At 67.2% G+C, this 18,074-nt stretch carries 14 protein-coding genes; 6 read left to right on the forward strand and 8 right to left on the reverse strand.

Annotated elements, in window-relative coordinates; all coding sequences use genetic code 11:
• Positions 1-10 precede the first annotated feature (10 nt).
• From tolA to CAL28_RS23660, 6 genes are all read left to right on the forward strand, one after another.
• A complete protein-coding gene (tolA, locus tag CAL28_RS23635; protein WP_094843598.1) occupies positions 11-1,147 on the forward strand; it encodes a cell envelope integrity protein TolA in 1,137 nt (378 codons plus the stop codon).
• Positions 1,148-1,163: 16 nt separating this feature from the next.
• Positions 1,164-2,477 carry a Tol-Pal system beta propeller repeat protein TolB gene (gene tolB, locus CAL28_RS23640; protein ID WP_094843599.1) on the forward strand — a complete coding sequence of 438 codons (1,314 nt, stop codon included), beginning with the start codon at positions 1,164-1,166 and terminating at the stop codon, positions 2,475-2,477.
• Positions 2,478-2,512: 35 nt separating this feature from the next.
• Positions 2,513-3,010 carry an OmpA family protein gene (locus tag CAL28_RS23645; RefSeq protein WP_094843600.1) on the forward strand — a complete coding sequence of 166 codons (498 nt, stop codon included), beginning with the start codon at positions 2,513-2,515 and terminating at the stop codon, positions 3,008-3,010.
• Between the two features lie 101 nt (positions 3,011-3,111).
• Entirely contained in the window at positions 3,112-3,798 is a 687-nt protein-coding gene (ybgF, locus tag CAL28_RS23650; RefSeq protein WP_094843601.1) for a tol-pal system protein YbgF, read from the forward strand.
• A gap of 4 nt (positions 3,799-3,802) precedes the next feature.
• Positions 3,803-4,855: a FecCD family ABC transporter permease gene (locus CAL28_RS23655; RefSeq protein ID WP_094843602.1), complete on the forward strand. Its 1,053-nt coding sequence runs from the start codon at positions 3,803-3,805 to the stop codon at positions 4,853-4,855.
• Positions 4,852-5,688, forward strand: a complete 837-nt coding sequence (locus CAL28_RS23660; RefSeq protein WP_094843603.1) for an ABC transporter ATP-binding protein — start codon at positions 4,852-4,854, stop codon at positions 5,686-5,688. Before CAL28_RS23655 ends, CAL28_RS23660 begins: the two co-directional genes overlap by 4 nt.
• Here the strand turns inward: CAL28_RS23660 and tssM are convergent.
• Genes tssM through tssH form a run of 8 tightly spaced genes read right to left on the reverse strand, consistent with a single transcriptional unit; the run spans position 5,685 to position 18,063 of the window.
• Positions 5,685-9,170, reverse strand: coding sequence for a type VI secretion system membrane subunit TssM (gene tssM / locus CAL28_RS23665; protein WP_094843604.1), 3,486 nt, complete (start codon positions 9,168-9,170; stop codon positions 5,685-5,687). The two genes, CAL28_RS23660 and tssM, sit on opposite strands and share 4 nt — an antisense overlap.
• A 60-nt stretch (positions 9,171-9,230) precedes the next feature.
• The gene (gene icmH, locus CAL28_RS23670) at positions 9,231-10,556 is read right to left on the reverse strand and encodes a type IVB secretion system protein IcmH/DotU (protein ID WP_094843605.1); all 1,326 of its coding nucleotides are present in this window, start codon (positions 10,554-10,556) and stop codon (positions 9,231-9,233) included.
• A complete protein-coding gene (gene tssK, locus CAL28_RS23675; protein WP_094843606.1) occupies positions 10,553-11,884 on the reverse strand; it encodes a type VI secretion system baseplate subunit TssK in 1,332 nt (443 codons plus the stop codon). Before tssK ends, icmH begins: the two co-directional genes overlap by 4 nt.
• Positions 11,868-12,407 carry a type VI secretion system lipoprotein TssJ gene (tssJ, locus tag CAL28_RS23680; protein ID WP_176464085.1) on the reverse strand — a complete coding sequence of 180 codons (540 nt, stop codon included), beginning with the start codon at positions 12,405-12,407 and terminating at the stop codon, positions 11,868-11,870. The genes tssK and tssJ overlap by 17 nt, the downstream gene beginning before the upstream one ends.
• Positions 12,400-12,855, reverse strand: coding sequence for a hypothetical protein (locus tag CAL28_RS29840; protein ID WP_176464086.1), 456 nt, complete (start codon positions 12,853-12,855; stop codon positions 12,400-12,402). The genes tssJ and CAL28_RS29840 overlap by 8 nt, the downstream gene beginning before the upstream one ends.
• A gap of 52 nt (positions 12,856-12,907) precedes the next feature.
• The gene (locus tag CAL28_RS23685; protein WP_094843608.1) at positions 12,908-13,297 is read right to left on the reverse strand and encodes a DUF4280 domain-containing protein; all 390 of its coding nucleotides are present in this window, start codon (positions 13,295-13,297) and stop codon (positions 12,908-12,910) included.
• Between the two features lies 1 nt (position 13,298).
• Positions 13,299-15,329, reverse strand: coding sequence for a type VI secretion system Vgr family protein (locus CAL28_RS23690; RefSeq protein WP_094843609.1), 2,031 nt, complete (start codon positions 15,327-15,329; stop codon positions 13,299-13,301).
• Positions 15,319-18,063: a type VI secretion system ATPase TssH gene (gene tssH / locus CAL28_RS23695; protein WP_094843610.1), complete on the reverse strand. Its 2,745-nt coding sequence runs from the start codon at positions 18,061-18,063 to the stop codon at positions 15,319-15,321. The genes CAL28_RS23690 and tssH overlap by 11 nt, the downstream gene beginning before the upstream one ends.
• Positions 18,064-18,074 lie beyond the last annotated feature (11 nt).

Genomic DNA, 18,074 nt, shown 5'->3' on the forward strand with positions numbered 1-18,074 from the left:
ATTCGACTCAATGACGCCACCTCTCATCAAGCACTCCGGCCGCGCGCCGGAAGCCCCGCCCCCGCAGGACAATCGGAAAGCATTCGGCTTTGCCGTGGCCGTCCACCTGATCCTGGTGCTGGTCCTGGTGCTGGGCGTGAACTGGCGCACGGAAAACCCGGGCCCGGTACAGGTACAGCTGTGGGCCAACGGCGACTCCCCGGTATCGCCGCCGCCGACGCCACAGCCTGAACCCACGCCGCAACCGCAACCGCAGCCCACACCCGAACCGCCGCCGGCGCCGCCCCCGCCGCAGCCCGCGCCCCCGCCGCCACCGCCGCAGCCGCAGGTCCAGCCGCAGGACACGCCGGATCCGGAAATCGCCCTGGAAGCGGCGCGCAAGAAGAAGGAACAGGAAGAAAAGGACCGCCAGGCAGCAGCGGCCGAACAGGCACGCCTGGAGAAGGAACGCCAGCAGGCCGCGCTGGAAGAAAAGCAACGCCTGGAAAAACAGCGTCAGGACGCCGAAAAAGCGGCGGCAGCGAAGGCGGCGGCCGACAAGGCCGCAGCCGAAAAAGCGGCGGCGGACAAGGCGGCAGCCGAGAAAGCCGCCGCGGACAAGGCCGCCGCGGAAAAGGCGGCGGCCGACAAGAAGGCCAAGGAAGACGCGGCCAAGAAGGCAGCGGCGGAGAAAGCCGCCGCTGACAAGGCCGCTGCCGAGAAAGCCGCGGCCGACAAGGCCGCCGCGGAAAAAGCCGCCGCCGAAAAAGCCGCCGCGGCCAAGAAGGCCGCCGCCGATCGTGCCTTGAAAGAGGCCTTCCGCAACGACGCGCTGGGCGCGGCCGGGATTCCCGGCGGCACGGCGGACCGCAACCAGGCTGGCGGCGGACGCGACGATGGTTACGGCGCCAAGGTCCGCGCGTGCATCCAGCCGGGCGTGTCCTACCCGACACCTCCGCGCGCCGGCTCCGCCAACCCGACGGTGCAATACCGGGTACAGTTACGTTCGGACGGCAGCGTGTCCGCGGTAACCCTGACTTCGTCGTCGGGCAACTCCGGTTTCGACCGCGCCGTGGAAACCGGCATCCGGCGCTGCAACCCCTTCCCGAAACCTTCGACCGGGCGGTACGAGCCGTTGATCGACGTTATTTACCGCATGTATGACTGACAGGAGATTGCTTACCATGACTCCAGCTTATCGCCGATCCCCGATCCGGGCTGCGCTGAGGACCTACGGTTTCGGCCTGTTGGTGTTGCTGGCAATCCTGCTGGCCGCACGGCCTGCCCACGCCCAGCTGCGCGTGGACATTTCCGGCACGGGCGCCACGCAGTACCCCGTGGCCATCGCCGATTTCGCTGGCGATAGCACGCGCGGACACGCCCTGGCGGAGGTCATCCGCGCCGACCTGAACCGCACCGGCCAATTCCGCCTGATCGACGGCTCCAACGCCGGCCTGACGGTGGACAGCAGCGTCAACTATGACGACTGGCGCGGCAGGGGCGCGGATTTCCTGGCCTATGGCAGCATCAGCCAAACCCCCGACGGCCGCTACGACATCCGCTACCGCCTGGCCGACACGGTCAAGCGGGGCCAGCTGGACGGCGTCGCGTTTTCAGGCTCCGAACAGGAATTGCGCCGGATCGCCCACCAGATCGCCGACCGCATCTACGAGAAAATTACGGGAGTGCGCGGCGTGTTTTCGACCCGTATCGCCTATGTCCTGAAGCAGGGCAATACCTATGAGCTTCAGGTCGCGGACGCGGACGGACAGAATCCGCAGGTCGCCCTGCGGTCGCGCGAGCCGATCATTTCGCCGCGCTGGTCTCCGGACGGCTCGCGCCTGGCCTATGTGAGCTTCGAATCCGGCAAGCCGGTGGTGTATGTCCATACCCTGGCCACCAGCGCCCGGGTGCCCGTGGCCAACTACAAAGGCAACAACAGTGCGCCCGCGTGGTCTCCGGACGGCAGCATGCTGGCGATCGTGCTGACCCGCGACGGGTTGTCGCAGATTTACACCATCAGCGCGGATGGTTCCAACCTGCGCCGGGTTACCCGTTCGCCCGGCATCGACACCGAACCGACCTTTACGCCGGACGGCCGGTCCATCATTTTCACCAGCGACCGCAGCGGCGGCCCGCAGATTTACCAGGTGGGATTGGGAGGCGGGGAGCCCCGCCGGCTGACGTTTAACGGTGGTTACAACGTCTCACCCCGTATTTCGCCCGATGGTTCGACCCTCGTGTACGTTGCAAGACGCGACGGCGCATTTCGCATCGCTTCGCTAAATCTGTCCAGCGGGAACGAAACTTTGCTGACTAATGGCAACGATGACCAATCTCCCAGTTTTGCACCGAATGGAATGCAAGTACTATACGCGGCTATCCAGGGCGGACGTAATGTTCTCGCAGTGGTATCGAGCGATGGCCGTGTGCGCCAAACGCTATCGGTACTGAACGGACAGATCAACGAACCGACTTGGGGCCCATTTACCCGCTAACACGTGTGACTCACTTACCAAACAAAGGAACCATCATGAAGTCGCGCATTGCCAAAAGCCTAACCGTTGCAGCGCTCGTCGCAACTCTAGCCGCTTGCAGCTCCGTCCCGCTCGATGACAAGGCAGGACAGGGATCTGGCACGGCGGGCACCGCCGGCGGCGGCGCGGGTCCGGTCATGGACCCGTTCAACCCGAGCAGCCCCCTTGCTCAACAGAAGAGCGTCTTCTTCGATTTCGACAGCTACACCGTCAGCGATCAGTACAAGTCCCTGGTGCAGATGCACTCGGGCTACCTGACCAGCCACGGTACGCAGAAGGTCCAGATCCAGGGCAACACCGACCCGCGCGGTAGCTCCGAGTACAACCTGGCCCTGGGTACGCGTCGCGGCAACGCCGTCGCTGACCTGATGAAGCTGAATGGCGTCAATGCCTCGCAAATCGAAGTCACGAGCTTCGGCAAGGAACACGCCACCGGTACGGACGAATCCAGCTGGGCGCAGGACCGCCGCGCGGATATCGTCTACCAGCGTTAATCCGAACGGCTGACAACAGCTGATCTCTTTGCCTTGCAACATGCGTCGGGACGGTCGAAGGGCCGCCCGGCGCATGTTTTTATCTCGACCCAGGAATTCTCATGAACGATCGAGCCCCGTCTTTGCGTCTCCTGGTGGCTGCCGCCGGCATCGCCTTCGCCGCCCTCTCCTCACCCGCCCATGCCTTCGCGGACGACGACGCCCGCAAGGCGATCCTGGAGCTGCGCCAGCAAATCCAGCAGATGCGGCAGATCGGTGAGAACTCCCGCATGCAGCTGGCGGACCAGATCCAGTCGCTGCAGCAGCAGGTGACCGAACTGCGCAACCAGATCGAACAAGCCATGCATCAGTCGGTGCCGCGCGCGCCGGCCAATGGCACCCAGTCCGATACGGGCGGCGCGACCGCGGGCGATCCCCAGGAACAGTCCACCTACGACGGTGCCATCGACCTTTTCCGCAAAGGGCAGTACAAGGAAGCCGCCGATGGGCTGACCGCCTTCCTCGCCCTGTACCCCAACAGCCAGCTGTCGCCCACGGCGCAGTTCTACCTGGGCAGCAGCAAGTACGCGACCAAGGATTACAAGGGCGCCATCGACCAGCTGCAGAACATGGTCAAGAGCGCGCCGGACAATCCGCGCGCGCCCGATGCGCTGCTGGTCATCGCCGGCAGCCAGATCGAAATGAACAACCGCGCGGGCGCCAAGGCGACCCTGCAGCGGATCGTCAAGGACTATCCCGGCACGCCCGCCGCGGACACCGCCAAGAACCGCCTGCAACTGCTGCAATAGCGCGATGGCCGGCGTGGCGGCGCCCGATCCGGTCCGGCGGTACCGGGGCATCCTGCGACGGCGCCAGCTTTTGCTTTTCGTCCTGGCCGCGCTGATCGGCTCGGCCATGCTGGCGGACTTCCTCACGGGCAGCAGCCCCCTTCCGATTCCCGCCTTGCTCGATGCCCTGCTGCATCCGGGCGAAGCGGCACCGGTCGAACGCGTCATCGTCTGGTCGATACGCCTGCCCTACGCGCTGGCCGCGGCCCTGGTCGGCATGGCGCTGGGCCTGGCTGGCGCCGAGATGCAAACTGTCCTGAACAATCCGCTGGCCAGCCCGGATACCCTGGGCGTGTCGTCCGCCGCCGCGTTGGGGGCGTCCGTGGCCATTGTGTTCGGCGCCTGGCTTGCGCCGGGGATAGCGCCGGACTGGTCGATTGCGGCGTTCGCTTTCGCGTTCGCCGCCGCCGCGGCCTTGCTGCTGGATGCCATGGCGCGCTGGAGCGGGATGCGCGCCAGCGGCGTGGTGCTGTTCGGCATTGCCCTGGTTTTCCTGTGCAACGCATTGGTTTCGGCCATCCAGTTCGTGGCCAGCGCGCAGGCCTTGCAGAACCTGGTCTTCTGGACGATGGGAAGCCTGGGCCGGATAGGCTGGCCGCAAGTGGGCGCGCTGGCGCTGGCACTGGCCGTCGCGATGCCTTTTTCGCTGCGCGCCGCGTGGCGCTTGACGGCGCTGCGCCTGGGCGCGGAGCGGGCCGCCAGCTTCGGCGTGGACGTGCGGCGCCTGCGCCTGGGCGCGCTGGCGCGCGTCAGCCTGCTCTCCGCGGTGGCCGTCTCGCTGGCGGGGGTCATCGGTTTCATCGGGTTGGTCGCGCCCCACATCGCCCGCCGCCTGTTCGGCGAGGATCACCGCTTCTATCTCGCCGGCAGCGCGCTGGTCGGGGCGATCGTCCTGTCCTTGGCGTCCATCCTCTCGAAATCCCTCGTACCCGGGCTGGTACTGCCGATCGGCATCGTCACTGCCCTGGCCGGGCTGCCGGTCTTCCTGGCCGTCGTGCTGCGGCGGCAGCTGCCATGACCCGCGAACCGTCCGGCACTGTACCCCCCACACCGGATGCCGGACTGGCGGTCTCGGCGATGCGCGCCGGGTATGGCGGGCGAGACGTCTTCGCGGCCCTGTCGCTGCAAGGGCTGCGGGCCGGCGAAGTCGCCGCGGTCTTGGGTCCCAATGGCTGCGGCAAATCCACTCTGCTGAAAACCGTGGCGGGGCTGATGCCCCTGCGCGGCGGCACGATCGCATTGGCGGGGCAAGACCTGGCGACGCTGCCGCCGGCGGAACGATCGACGCTGGTGGCCTACATGCCCCAGGACCTGCCCGCGGCCGTGCACCTGCGCGTACTGGAAGCGGTCGTGGCCGCCGACCGCGCACACGCCGCACGAAGCAACGGCGGCGACCATGCCGGCCGCGCGCATGCGCTATTGGAGCGGCTTGGCATCGCGCACCTGGCCCTGTGCTACCTGGACGAGCTGTCCGGCGGACAGCGACAATTGGCCGGCCTGGCGCTGGCGCTGGTACGCAAACCGCGCGTCCTGCTGCTGGACGAACCCTTGTCCGCCCTCGACCTGCGCCACCAGTTCGAGGTCATGGCGCTGCTGACGCGCGAAACCCGGGCGCGGTCGCTGATCACGCTGATGGCGGTACACGATCTGAACATCGCCCTGCGGCACACCGATCGGGCCGTGCTGCTGCGTGCCGGCGCGCTGGCCGCCGAAGGTCCGCCGGCGGAGGTGATCAGGCCCGATACGTTGGCCGCGGTGTACGGCGTGCGAGGCCGGGTGGCGCGGTGCGACGAGGGCTGGCCTTACGTAATGATCGATGGCGTGCTGGACCAGACCGTACGGCAGCCCTAGCGTCCCGCGCCGACGCCGCTTGCCGGGTCCGCCGGCAGTTGGCGCGGGGGCGGCGGCGGCTTCGCCGCGGGACCGACGGTCAGCAGCCGATCCAGGCAGCGGAAGCGATGCAACGCCGTCAAGGCGAAGGGATTGATGACGCTGCCCGCGTCCAGCTGCAGCGACGCGCGTTTGCCCGACAGATCGAAATCGAGTTTGAAGCGATCGCTTCGGACCGCCTGCAAGGTTCCCATGTCCAGCAGGCGGAACAGCGCCCATGGGCCGCTTACGCTATGTCCGTTGCGGCCCTCGGGATCCGCGGGCTCGTAGTCGATGCGCCCGGACTGCGCGCCGCCGCCCGGCCATGCGAACCCGGTCGGAATGGCCGGACCGTGCGAATACCTTAGCGTCTGGGCCCCCAGGGTCAGATTGAATTGCGTGAAATACGGATCCAGGAATATCGGCGACAGCTGGAAATGGATCAACATCGTCTTGCCGCCGTCGGGAAAAAACGCCTGGCGTATCGTCGCCGCGTCCTGGAAGACCTGCAGCGCGGTGCGCGAGAAACCCAGCCGCGCGGCATTCGGCCGCCAGCGCCACGGGTTGGCGCTCATGTCGACGTAGTTCAACAGATTGGCGTGGAAGAAGGCGTCCAGCAGGCCTCCGGGCGCGAACAGGCGATTGAAATCGTCCTGCGTCATATCCTGGCCGGACTGCGGATTGACCGGATAACGGTTATCGACCGCGGCATGGCAGAACGGCGCGACGTCGGCGCGCCACAGTTCGTCGATGCGGCGGCGCACGTCATCCAGCGCCACCGCCTTTCCATCGTTGGCCAGCTGCTGCAACATGTCCCGCACCGGCGCCGGCTGGCCCTCGGCGGCATCCTGCAGGGATGCGAGCGCCTCCGCGGGCGGCGGCGCCAGCCCATGCTGGCGGGCGGCATCCACCGCGTCCAGGAACTGCGCGGCGCTTTCGATGGCGCCCTGGATCCTGACGATGGGCGGAACGCCGCCATCCTGCGCGAGGAACAACTGGTGCAGCGGGTCGAAATGGCGGTCCACGGGCGTGTCCGGGTCGCCCTTGGCGGCCAGCGTGGTCTGCGCGACCACGCCCTGGAGGAAACGCCTCAAGGGGGAATCCGCGCCCGCGAGTACGTGCATCTCGGCGGCGCCGTCGCGGGCGTCGGCTGGCAAGGGACCCACGCGCGTGTCGCTCAGCAACGCATCCCATGCCCAGATGTAATGCGAGAAATAGTCCCTGTCGAGCGTATCGCGCAGACGGACGGCGTCCGCTGGGGAGCTCGCCTGCCCCAGCACCCAGCCGTCTCTTTCGGTATCGGCGATCAGCTGGTCGCGCATGGCCTCGTAAAGGCGGTAGCCCGCGAGGGTGTACGCGCCGGGCACCCCCTCCGACAATGGCTGTCCGCTCGGACGGCGCAACACCAGGGGCGTGTTCATTCCTTCCAGGAGCGCCACCGACAGGGCTTGCGGCACCGCTTCGGACAGATCGGACTCCAGCATGTCGTATACGCGGTCCGCCAGCGGCCGCGCGGTCAGTTCGGCGCGCATGCGCGCCACCACGGCGGCGTCCATCGGCAAGGCGGCATCGAAATCGGGGGCCTCGAACAAATCCTTTACATAGGCCAGCATATCGGCGCGCCGCGCATCCGTCAGCGGCAGGAGCTCGATATCGCGCATCGTCCATGCCATGACGGCGCCGGCATCGTAGTGCTCCGGATCGCTCAACATCAGGTAGGTCCGCAGGGCGCGAAACCGCGGCATGTCGCCGCGCGCGGTATTGGTCATCGCCTGGCGTGCGCGGGCCTGGACGAAACGCAGCAGGGTCTGCCGCAGCAGCGCGTGATATTCGGCATGCGCCGTGTCGGCCAGCGTATCGCCCTGGTACAGGCCGGCGCCGTGCAGCACGATGGCATCGACGATGGAAGACTCCGGCGGAAGCACCGGCCGGCTGGCGGCATCCAGCAGGGCCAGCATCCGGGGCAGTTCGGCGCCGCGCCCGTGAGCGGTCACGCCGGCCGCGAGCGCGGCAAGCTTGGTCGTGTCGCCGTGCACCTTCTGGATCAAGGCGCGGTTACGCTGATATCCGGCCGCCAGCATCGCGCCGGCAATGACCACCGCGAGAACCAGGGCGGCCGGCCACAGATAGCGCGAGGCGCGCCGCCGCATATCCGCCGCGGCCCGGTCGGCAAGTCCGCGCTCCTGGAACACCACATCGCGCAGCAGGCCAGTGATGAAGTAACCGTGGGCATGGGCGGTACCCCGTTGCCGCGACGGCGCGGCATCGCGGACGAACGCGGCGACGGCACTCGAGGAAACGGCCCGGACATCGCCATCCTGCGCGGCGCTGGTGAAATACACCCCGCGCAGCCAGGACGCCTCCGCGTGGAACGAACGCGCGAACACATGTCCCAGCCATGCCCCCAGGGGTTCGCCCATGGCTTCGAACTGAGTGGGAAACCCATAGATCGCGCCCGCCTGCACGTCGTCGCCGGCGGTCGCCGTCAGATACACGACGCGATCCTGCAGACGGCGCACCAGCGTCGCGAATTCGTTCTCGAATGCGGCCAGTGCCGCCCCGTTGCCTTGACCGGTCGAATCGGCGAACGTCACCCCCCACACCTGTTCCGCCGCGGCACGGTCCAGGTGGGCGAAAAACGCTTCGAAGCCGGCCAGGCGATCGCATTGCGCGACGACGACATACACGGGATACGGCGCCCTGAAGCGCCGCTGCATATCGCGCAGGCGGGCGCGGGCATCCTGCGCGCGCGCCAACGCCAACTGCTCGCCACCCAGCAGATCCTGTACGTTGAGAACGACGATGACACCGTTGACGGGACAAAACCGGCGCGCCTGCCACGTCCGTTTGAGCAGGCGCTGCCAGACGGCGTGTGCGAAACCGACGCCGCCTTCGGCGGCTACCAAAGCACCGCCCGTCTCTATCAGCAGGGCGTGGTTACCCAGCCAGAACCGGCAAGGATCGCCCGCCTGCCACTGGGAATCGTCGCCGGGCTCCGACATTCCCAGGCGCGAGGATGCCAGCAGCAGGCTCTTGCCGCTGCCCGCATCGCCCAGGGCGACATACCACGGCAGGCGGTAAAGGCTGTGCCGGCCCAGCCGCCATGCCGGGCCATCCTTGCGCAGCACGCGTCGCACCGCCCTGAAAAGCATGTCGAGCCTGTCCCGCGCGGCCACCAGGGGACCGTCGTCGTACTGGGGGGCGGCGGGCTCGGGCGGCGCGGGCTCCCAGCTGATGCGCACGCGGTCCAGGCGGCGCACCAAAACCATCAGGCCATGCGCGAAAACCCACAGCAGGCACAAGGCCAGTGTCAGCCAGGCACGCGCCGCCGGCGTCGCGAAAGGCGCATGCCCCGCATAGGAAAAGCGCGGCGATTGGTGCACGATGAACCCGATGCCCAGTAGCACCACCAAGGCCATCAGGAAGCGGCGGAATGTCAACCCGCCGAAGATTCTTTTGAGCATAAAGCGCGTTCTCGAAATGAGGATCCGGGCCCTGGGGCCACGATGGCGACGGACGCGGCGCTACGGGGTGGCGCCGGGCGCCAGTACGGTGATCACCACGCGCCGGTTGCGGGCCTGTCCCGCGGGCGTGTCGTTGGAAGCGACGGGCTGGCTGCTGCCGCTTCCCTGCGCCAGGAACCGCGCGGGCGTGTCCGTCTCCTGGCGCAGGAGTTCGACGACCTGCGTGGCGCGCGCCAGCGACAGCGCCCAGTTCGAAGGGGCCCCGGGCGCGGGCCGCTGGTCATCCGTGTGTCCCACCACGACGACCTGCCCGGGAACGCCGCGCAGCGCGTCACCGATCCGGCGTATCAGGGGAAGATCGGCGGGAGCTACCCGCGCGCTGCCGGAAGCGAACAGCCCGTCGGTATTCAGGGTGAGAACGACGCGGTCGGAACGGCGATCGATACGTACCCGTTGTGCCGCGATGTCGGCGGCCAGGACCTGATCGAGCTGGGGAGCGAAAGGCATGGGCGCGGCGGCCGGCTGCGGGCGCGGCGGCGCAACGGCGGGCGGCGGTGCCGGAGCACGAATGGGTGCGGTGACCCGCACGGCCTCGCGCGCCAATGCGACCGCATCCGCGTGTTGCCGCAGGCGCAGATTCAGCCATCCGTGCAGCGAGACCAGCGCAAGGATCACCCCCGCCACCACCCACCCCAGCGGCCGCAATATGAACGGGCCGCGCGGCGGCACCCGTTCGCCCCGCCAGCGCGGCGACAGGGCGGCCTCCGGGGCGCCGCGCACCTGGCGGATCAGGCCCCGCAATTTGTGTCGCACCTGTCCGAGCGAGGCGATACCCTGCGGCGACAGCCGATAGCGGCCCTGCATGCCGAGCGCCAATATCACCGACAGCAATTCCAGCGCATCGATGTTGGCCGCCGGATCGCGCGACAGCTCGTGCAGGATGGTAAAGAAACGTTCGCCGCCGGACGATTCGCCATGGAAGATGACAAGGAGGCTGCGCGCCGACCATGCCTCGCCTCCCCATGGGGTGGCGGCGATGGCCTCGTCCACATAGGTGCAGAGGCAATAACGGGCGGCCGCGACGACATCCGTGGGAAAGTGCGCGCAGGCGTCCACGAACGCGCGCACCATGGCGACCAGCCGGGTCCGCAATTCCTCCAGCGCCAAGGGTGGCGGGTGCCGGCCCTGGCGCAGCAGCATGCCGATTTCCAGCAAGGGATGCGCCGCCCCGACCAGCGGATTGAGGGCATGGCGCGGCAGGAACACCGGTACGCCGCATGGGGCGAACGCCGGCGTGGACGGCGGGCCCTCACCGATGATGGCCAAAGGCGCCGTGGCGCCCGGCGGCCCGCCGTCCGGACTCGGCGAGTAGTCGACTATCTTCATTGGCGTATGGCCCAGAGCTCCAGGTGCAAGCCAGGGAAATCACCCGCCACGTGCAGCGCGATACCCGCCGACATGGACAGCTCTGCCCACAGTTCATCGGCGGCATCCAGCGCGAAATAGCAATTGTTGGCATGAAAGGGCAATTGGCGCGGTGCGACCGGCAACGTGCGCAACGCGATGCCTGGCAACTGCAGGGTAACCAGATCATGGATTTTCTCGACCGGTCCCACCTTCAGTTTGGCGGGCAGGCTGGACCACAGCGCATCGGCAGGCAGATCGGCCCCCGCGGCCAGCACGAAGCTGGCGGAGCGCAGCAGGCCTATGTCGGGAATACGTCCCACGCGCATCCCGAACTGCCCCTCCTCCAGCGGAATGGCGATGGCCTGCGGCTCGATGACCGCCGACAGCGCACGCCGCAGGTACTCCATGAGCGGCCGGAAGCACCCGTCCAGGTCGTCATGCCGATACGGGGGCAACTTGGGAGGCCGGCGGTCGCCCTGGCTGAAGCAGGCCAGTTCGCCGGCCAGCCGCAGCATTTCCCGGTAAAGATGCTCCGGATGCAGTCCGCCGGCCGACGAAAGATGCGCGAACAGCGGTTCGGCGCGATTGACCAGTTGCAGCAGCAGGAACTCGGCGATCTCCGCCGCGCCATGGGTGTTCGGTTGAACCAGGCGATTCGCCAGCGCGGCCCCGCGCTGGCCGAGCAGGCCCACCAGTTCGTCCACGAGGCGCGTCAGGCGAGGCGCCGCGCGGCAATCGATGACGGGCGGACAGTACGCCCGATCCAGGACCACCGTGCCATCGGACCGGCGCTCGACGACCCGGGCGATACCCAGGACGGTATGGCCTTCGGCGGCCTCATGGTGGAACGCCATGCGCAGCCGCAGGCGCCCGACCTGCAGCAGCGCGTCCTGGTCCGCGCCAGCATTGGCGTCGCGCACTTCGCATTCGGCGATACGGAAGCGCGCATGAGTGGCCTCGGGCGCGTCGCCCGCGGCCTCGGGCGCGCCTGGCCGCGCCAGCGGCAAGGCCAGCACTACCAGGACATCGCGCGCATCGTCCGGGACCTCGAGGGCCGGGGGCAGGTCGTCGTCCAGCGGCAAGCTGAACGGTGTGCCGTCCGGCATGATGCCTTCGCAGGCCAGCAATGCCAGCTTGCCCAGGGCAAGCTGGTGCTCGTCCACCTCCAATCTCGAAAGACCCCAGCCTCGCGGTCCGCGCCCGAAGCGTCCTTCGATGTAATTGCGCCAGTAGCGGTCATGCTGCTGTAGATGCTGCTGCTGCAGCAGCATGCCTTCGGACCAGATGATCTTACTGTTCCAGTACATGACTCCCCTCTTTCCAGGAACCCTTATCGTTCTTGCCATCGAGCGGCGTCACCGTGAACCTGTCCGCATTAAGCTTCAGCATCCAATCGCTATCGGCCTCGTCGTCATCGGCTTGCGGCAGCCTGACGACGGAGCGCCAGCGGGAACGATAGATGTCGCGATAGGCAACGAGCACCGCGATATACCGCGTGCCCGGCACGAATGCATGGCTGATGTCGAGCTGCTGACCGGGCCGCACCGAGACGACCGAACGGGAAAGCATGGCATCGCCCAGCAGCTGCTTGTCGTTGCCGTACAGATCGAAGAATCCCGCCTGGAGAAAATCGTCAGCCTGGGTGAGCTCATAAATCCGGACGACCACGGGCGACGCGCGCCCATCGCGGTCCGGATTGAGCGTCGGGGACGCCACCAGGCGCAGACAAACGCGCCGCTGCTCCGCGGGCGCCGAGGCGCACGCGGCCAGGCAGGCAAGCAGGCAGCCCGCGATCAGCAGGCGGACAGCAAGCCGGCGACGATCACACATCGAGATCCAAACGCCATGCCGGCACCGCGCTTGCCTGCGTGGGTAATCGATAGGCGTAATGCTCCGGTGAGACGCAGTCGCGCGCGCTCCCCGGGCAATGCCCGGCCGGCCCGCGGCGCGCGATGCGCAAGCCCAGCGGATCGGCGTCCGCCAGCACCGCGAGGCGACGATCCAACGTGGGGTCGCCTGCCAACAGATCGACGCGGGCCAGCGCATCGAGAGCGCCCGCCCGGATATTGAAGGTGTTCCAGAAGTTGTCGTTCATCCGCTCATCCTCGAAGCGGCCGACGCGATGGTGCGCGGCGGCGCTGGTTTGACTCCGCGCTGCGTCATCCAATGCCCTTTGGTCAAGGACGTGGCATGTACGCCGCGCGAGGCCGGTACGATCGCTACCCATAAGGAATCCGATGCCTTTCGAAAGGATCGCACTATCCAGGCGTGCGGACATTGGGAAAAATCGTAGGCGGCGCAAGCGCGGCCGAGGCCGGGCGGAATCCTTCTCAAGGCACCAGTGTGCGCACGGGACCCGGCAAGACGATGGAGATCACGCCGGCCCACTGGCACATGCAGCGCGAGTTGTTGTCCAGCGCTGGAAGTCCGCCTACCAGCACGGTTGGCGCGCCGGGCATCCAGGGCGCTTCAACGATAGGGATGCAAGGCATGGGCGTCAGAACGCCCATGGCCGCCGCCGTCGCCGACTCCACCGCCGGGTTGGCCACCGAGGTGCACAGGGTGAACGGCACAATGTTCACGATGGGCTTGTTGTCCTCGATGTTGGCCGCGGGGCGGCCTTCCACGAGCACGCGGGATTCGGGCGCCACAATGAGCGTGGACGGAGCGGTGCCAAAGGTGCACATCAATTCCGCACCGAGTACGACGGGCAGCGCCATGTCAGTTCCGCTTCACCGATTTGCCGTCATCGGCCTTCTTGGGATGGTCGGGCATCTTCGTCGAGCCGCCCGGGCCGCTTCCCGCGGCCCCGCCCGAGTTCAGGTACACCATCGGCCCCGAGATATGCACGCCATCGGGACCGATCGACACGAAGCTTCCCCCCACCTTGAGCGACAGCATGGCGGATGCTTCCAGCACCATGGTCGCGTCCGCCTTGATGTGCACCATCTCGCTCTTGATGACGTATTTTTCCCCTGCTTCGTGCACCACGCTCAGGCTGGCGTTCAGCGATACGTCGCGCGCGCGCGTCAGCTGGCTGGCGCCTACCGTCACGTCCTGGTATTGGGCCTCGATCAGCTGGTGGCCTTCCACGAAGGTATGCGAATCATGGCCGACATACGTCAGGCTGTCGTGCTCGGTGTAGTTGTCCTGGTTGCCGTCGGTGTAAAGCAGGATCTGCAGCTTTTCATCGTTGAACCGCAGTTCGTTGCGCTTGCCGGCGTTCCCCGCTCCCGTCCCTTGCGTGAGTATCGTGGATACTGCCGCCGCATCGGGCAGGACATAAGGCGGCTTGCTCTTGCCGTTATAGAGTCCGCCCACCACGATAGGCTTGTCGGGGTCTCCGTTCAGAAAATCCACCAGCACCTCCTGGCCCTTGCGCGGCAGGAACATGGCGCCCCAGCGGTCACCGGCCCAGGGCTGCGCCACCCGCACCCAGCAGCGTTGCATCGCCTGGCTGGTGCTGGGCGGGTTGAATTGTTCCCAGTGGAATTGCACCTTGATCCGGCCGTGCGTGTCGGTGGCGAAATCGTCGCCGTCGGGCGCGATGACGATGGCGGTCTGCGGGCCGACGACCGGCACGGCAGCCCAGCAACGGCCGCGATAGCGGCTATCGCGCGGGATGGCGCGAAACCGGCAATCGAATAGCCTGCGGCGGCGGCGTCCCCGCGCCGTATCGTCGTGCGGCGAGGAACCATCACCGCCCAGCGGACGCATCGGGTGATAGCCGTCGCTCATGCGGTACCGCACATCCGTAACGAGATACTTGCCGTTCTGCTCCGCGCAGCCGTGCCCCGTCAACGTGAACCAGGCGCCCGGGCACATGCCCATTGCGGTGGCGCGGCCCATTACCCGCGACGCCCGGGGCAGATGCGCGTCCAGCCGGGCCCACGCATAGCGTACGGCGTCGCTGTCATCGTCATACCAGAGCGCAGGCTCCTGGATCACATAGGCCTTGTTTCCGCCCTTTTCACTGGTGGCATTCCCCGTCAGGCCCTGGCTTGTGCTGCGGGCGACGTTCAGGAAGTCGAACGCGTTCGTCTGGCTGCGCCCCGGCACGACGCGACGAGGGTTTTTCCAGCCGTATATGGATTCCCCGGCAGGGTCGCTGCCGTCGCCCTGGCGCACGGCGTTGAAGGGAATGGTCTCGTAATGCGGGATAGCGCCGTGCTGCTGCGGGTCGTCGACGAAGACCAGCGTGTCCGTGCCATCCTTGTGCTCGAAGTAATAATAGATTCCCTCCCGCTGCAGCAGGCGGTGCAGGAAGTTGAAATCGGTTTCCCGGTACTGCGTGCAGTTGTCCAGCTTGGGATAGGCGCCGACACAGGCATCGCGGTACGCGACATTCTGTTCGTCCAGCAGATGCTTGGCGATATCGAGGACGGTTTTGTCGTAGAAGAACCGGCAATGCGAAGACCGTGTCAGGCGCCAAAGATGGGGGCGTACGATGGCCCGGTATTTGGTCCGGCCCAGGGAAGTGCCCTCCGTCAGGCCGCCCAGTTCCACCAGGCTGAACTGGGCCACGATACCGTGGAACGGACGGTCGCCATGCGGGCCGGCGAGCGTCAAAGTGATTGCGCTGCCCAGCAGCGTGTCCGCGGACGGCACGTCGCTGCCGCACGAAAACAGGATATTGAACTTGAAGGGCCTGCCCAGGCGTTCGCGGCCACGGACCGTATGCAGCAAGGTATCGTCCGGCAAGGCCGCGCCGCTGATCCGCAGCCGGCGCTCGCCCTGCGAATCAGCAGCCATCCGTCGACTCCGGGGACATTTCGGCGAGTTCATAACGAAACGCGCCGGCGGCCGCCTCGACGTGGATGGACGCGACCGTACGTCCTTCCCGGCGCCATTCCAGCATGGTCTTGCCGATCCCGGGCAACACCGACTGCATCAGGACCGAATCGACCAGGCGCGCGCCGCTCTGCCGTTCATTGCAACGGGAGGCGATCTCGTCCACCACGCTGTCGGAATAAGCGAATTCGACCCCATCGTCCGCATGCAGGCGGGTGCCCAGGCGATCCAGCTGCAGGCGAACAATCCTTTTGATGCTTTCCAACGCCAGCGGGTAGTAGGGAATCGTCGTCATTCTTCCCAGCAAAGCGGGCGGGAAAACGGTCACGAGCGGCTGGCGCAGCGCCTGGCAGATGTCATCGGGCGAGGGACGGTCCGCGTCATCCGGACACAGTTGCTCGATGGCATCCGAACCGGCATTCGTGGTCAACAGGATCAGGCAATTGCGGAAATCGATAACGCGCCCTTCCCCATCTTCCATCCAGCCCTTGTCGAACACCTGATAGAACACCTCGTGCACGTCCGGATGCGCCTTCTCAACCTCGTCCAGCAGCACCACGCTGTACGGACGGCGGCGTACCGCTTCCGTCAGCACGCCGCCTTCGCCGTAGCCGACATAGCCGGGCGGCGCGCCCTTCAGCGTCGATACGGTATGCGCTTCCTGGTACTCGCTCATGTTCAAGGTAATGACATTGTGCTCGCCGCCATACAGGACGTCGGCCAGGGCAAGCGCGGTCTCGGTCTTGCCCACGCCCGAAGGGCCGGCCAGCAGGAAGACACCGACAGGACGGCCGGGACGGTCCAGACCCGCGCGGGCGGTCTGGATGCGCCGCGCGATACACGTAGTCGCCTGTGCCTGGCCGATGATGCGGCGGTCCAACGCCTTGTCGAGTTCAAGCAGGCTGTCGATTTCATCGTTCAACATACGGCCGACGGGAATGCCGGTCCAATCCTGGACGACGGCGGCGATCGATTGCCTGTCCACGCAGGCCACTGCCAGGGGCTGTTCTCCCTGGCACGCGGACAGTTCCGCTTCCAGCCGCGCCAATTCGGCCAAGCGGTCCGGCCGCGGCGCCGCGGCAGGCGCCGCGCTCGCGCCCGGCGGCGCATGGTCTTCCCGCGCGGCGCCCTCTCCGTCCGCGGTCCCGGCCGCGACGCCATCGTTATTGCCCCCGCAGAGCGCGGACCGGTGGCTCGCGATCGCCGCCACCAGTTCTCTTTCCTTCTCCCAGCGGGCCTCGAGGGCCGCGCGCGTCTGCTCCTCCACCGCCAGGTCCGCCGCGATCCGCGCCGCGCGGGCGCCATCCCCCAATCCGATCGCGGTTTCCCGCTCCAGCAAGGCAAGTTCCGCGCGCAGCGCTTCGATGCCGGCGCGGCAGCGGTCCAGCGCCGCCGGCGTGGCATGCCGGCTGACGGCGACCCGCGCGCACACCGTATCGAGCAGGCTGACCGCCTTGTCGGGCAACTGGCGGTCCGGGATATAGCGATGGCTGAGCCGGACGGCCGCGCGCAAGGCATCGTCCAGCACCTGCACGCCGTGATGCGATTCCATGGCTCCCACCAGGCTGCGCAGCATGCACAGGGCCTTCGCCTCGTCGGGCTCGGCCACGGGAATCGGCTGGAAGCGGCGGGTCAAGGCCGGATCCTTTTCGATGTGCCGCTTGTATTCCGCCCACGTCGTCGCCGCGATGGTGCGCAGCGTGCCCCGCGCCAGCGCGGGCTTCAACAGATTGGCCGCATCGCCGGTGCCCGCGGCGCCCCCGGCGCCCACCAGCGTATGCGCCTCATCGACGAACAGGATAATGGGCTTGTCCGAAGCCTGTACCTGATCGATCACCTGGCGCAGGCGCTGTTCGAACTCGCCTTTCATGCTGGCCCCTGCCTGCAGCAGCCCGACGTCCAGGGTGCGCAACGAGACCTCGCGCAACGCGGGCGGCACATTGCCATCCACGATGCGTTGCGCCAGGCCTTCCACGACCGCCGTCTTGCCGACGCCGGCCTCGCCGGTCAGGATGGGATTGTTCTGCCGCCGCCGCAGCAGGATATCGATGACCTGGCGGATTTCGTCGTCGCGGCCGACGATAGGGTCGAGCTTGCCCGAGCGGGCCAGTGCCGTCAGATCGACCGTATACCGGTTCAGGGCCTGCTGGTCGTCGCGTCCCGGCACCCCGGCCGCATCGGGCGCGGCCGCGGGGGCAAGACCCGGTGCCGAGGCCTGCTCCGGCGAGTCGCGCAGCCAGGTCCCGAAAGCATCGCCCAGCACGCCGGGATCGATCCCGGCGAATTGGCGCGATATGCCGATGAGTGCCCGGCGCAAGGAAGGCGTGCGCAGCATGCCGAGCACCAGATGGCCGGTACGGACCTGGCTTTCACCATATTGCAGCGAGGCGTACATCCACCCGCGCTCGACCGCCTCATCGACCTGGCTGGAAAGATCCAGCATCTTCCCGGCACCGGGCGGCAACCGGTCCAGCGCCTCGACCAGGTCGCGGGCCAGCGCGGCATGCTCGATACGGAAATGGCGCAGGATGCGATGCAGGTCCGAATCCTGCATTTGCAGGATCTGGTGCACCCAATGTTCCAGTTCGACATGCGCGTGCCCGCGCAGCTTGCAGAATGTCGTCGCGCTGTCGATGGTCCGGTACCCGAGCGCGGAAAGCTTGCTGAATAATGCGACGCGGCTGATTTCCGCCATATTTCTTTATC

The organism is Bordetella genomosp. 11 (assembly GCF_002261215.1).
Taxonomy (GTDB): Bacteria; Pseudomonadota; Gammaproteobacteria; order Burkholderiales; family Burkholderiaceae_B; genus Bordetella_C.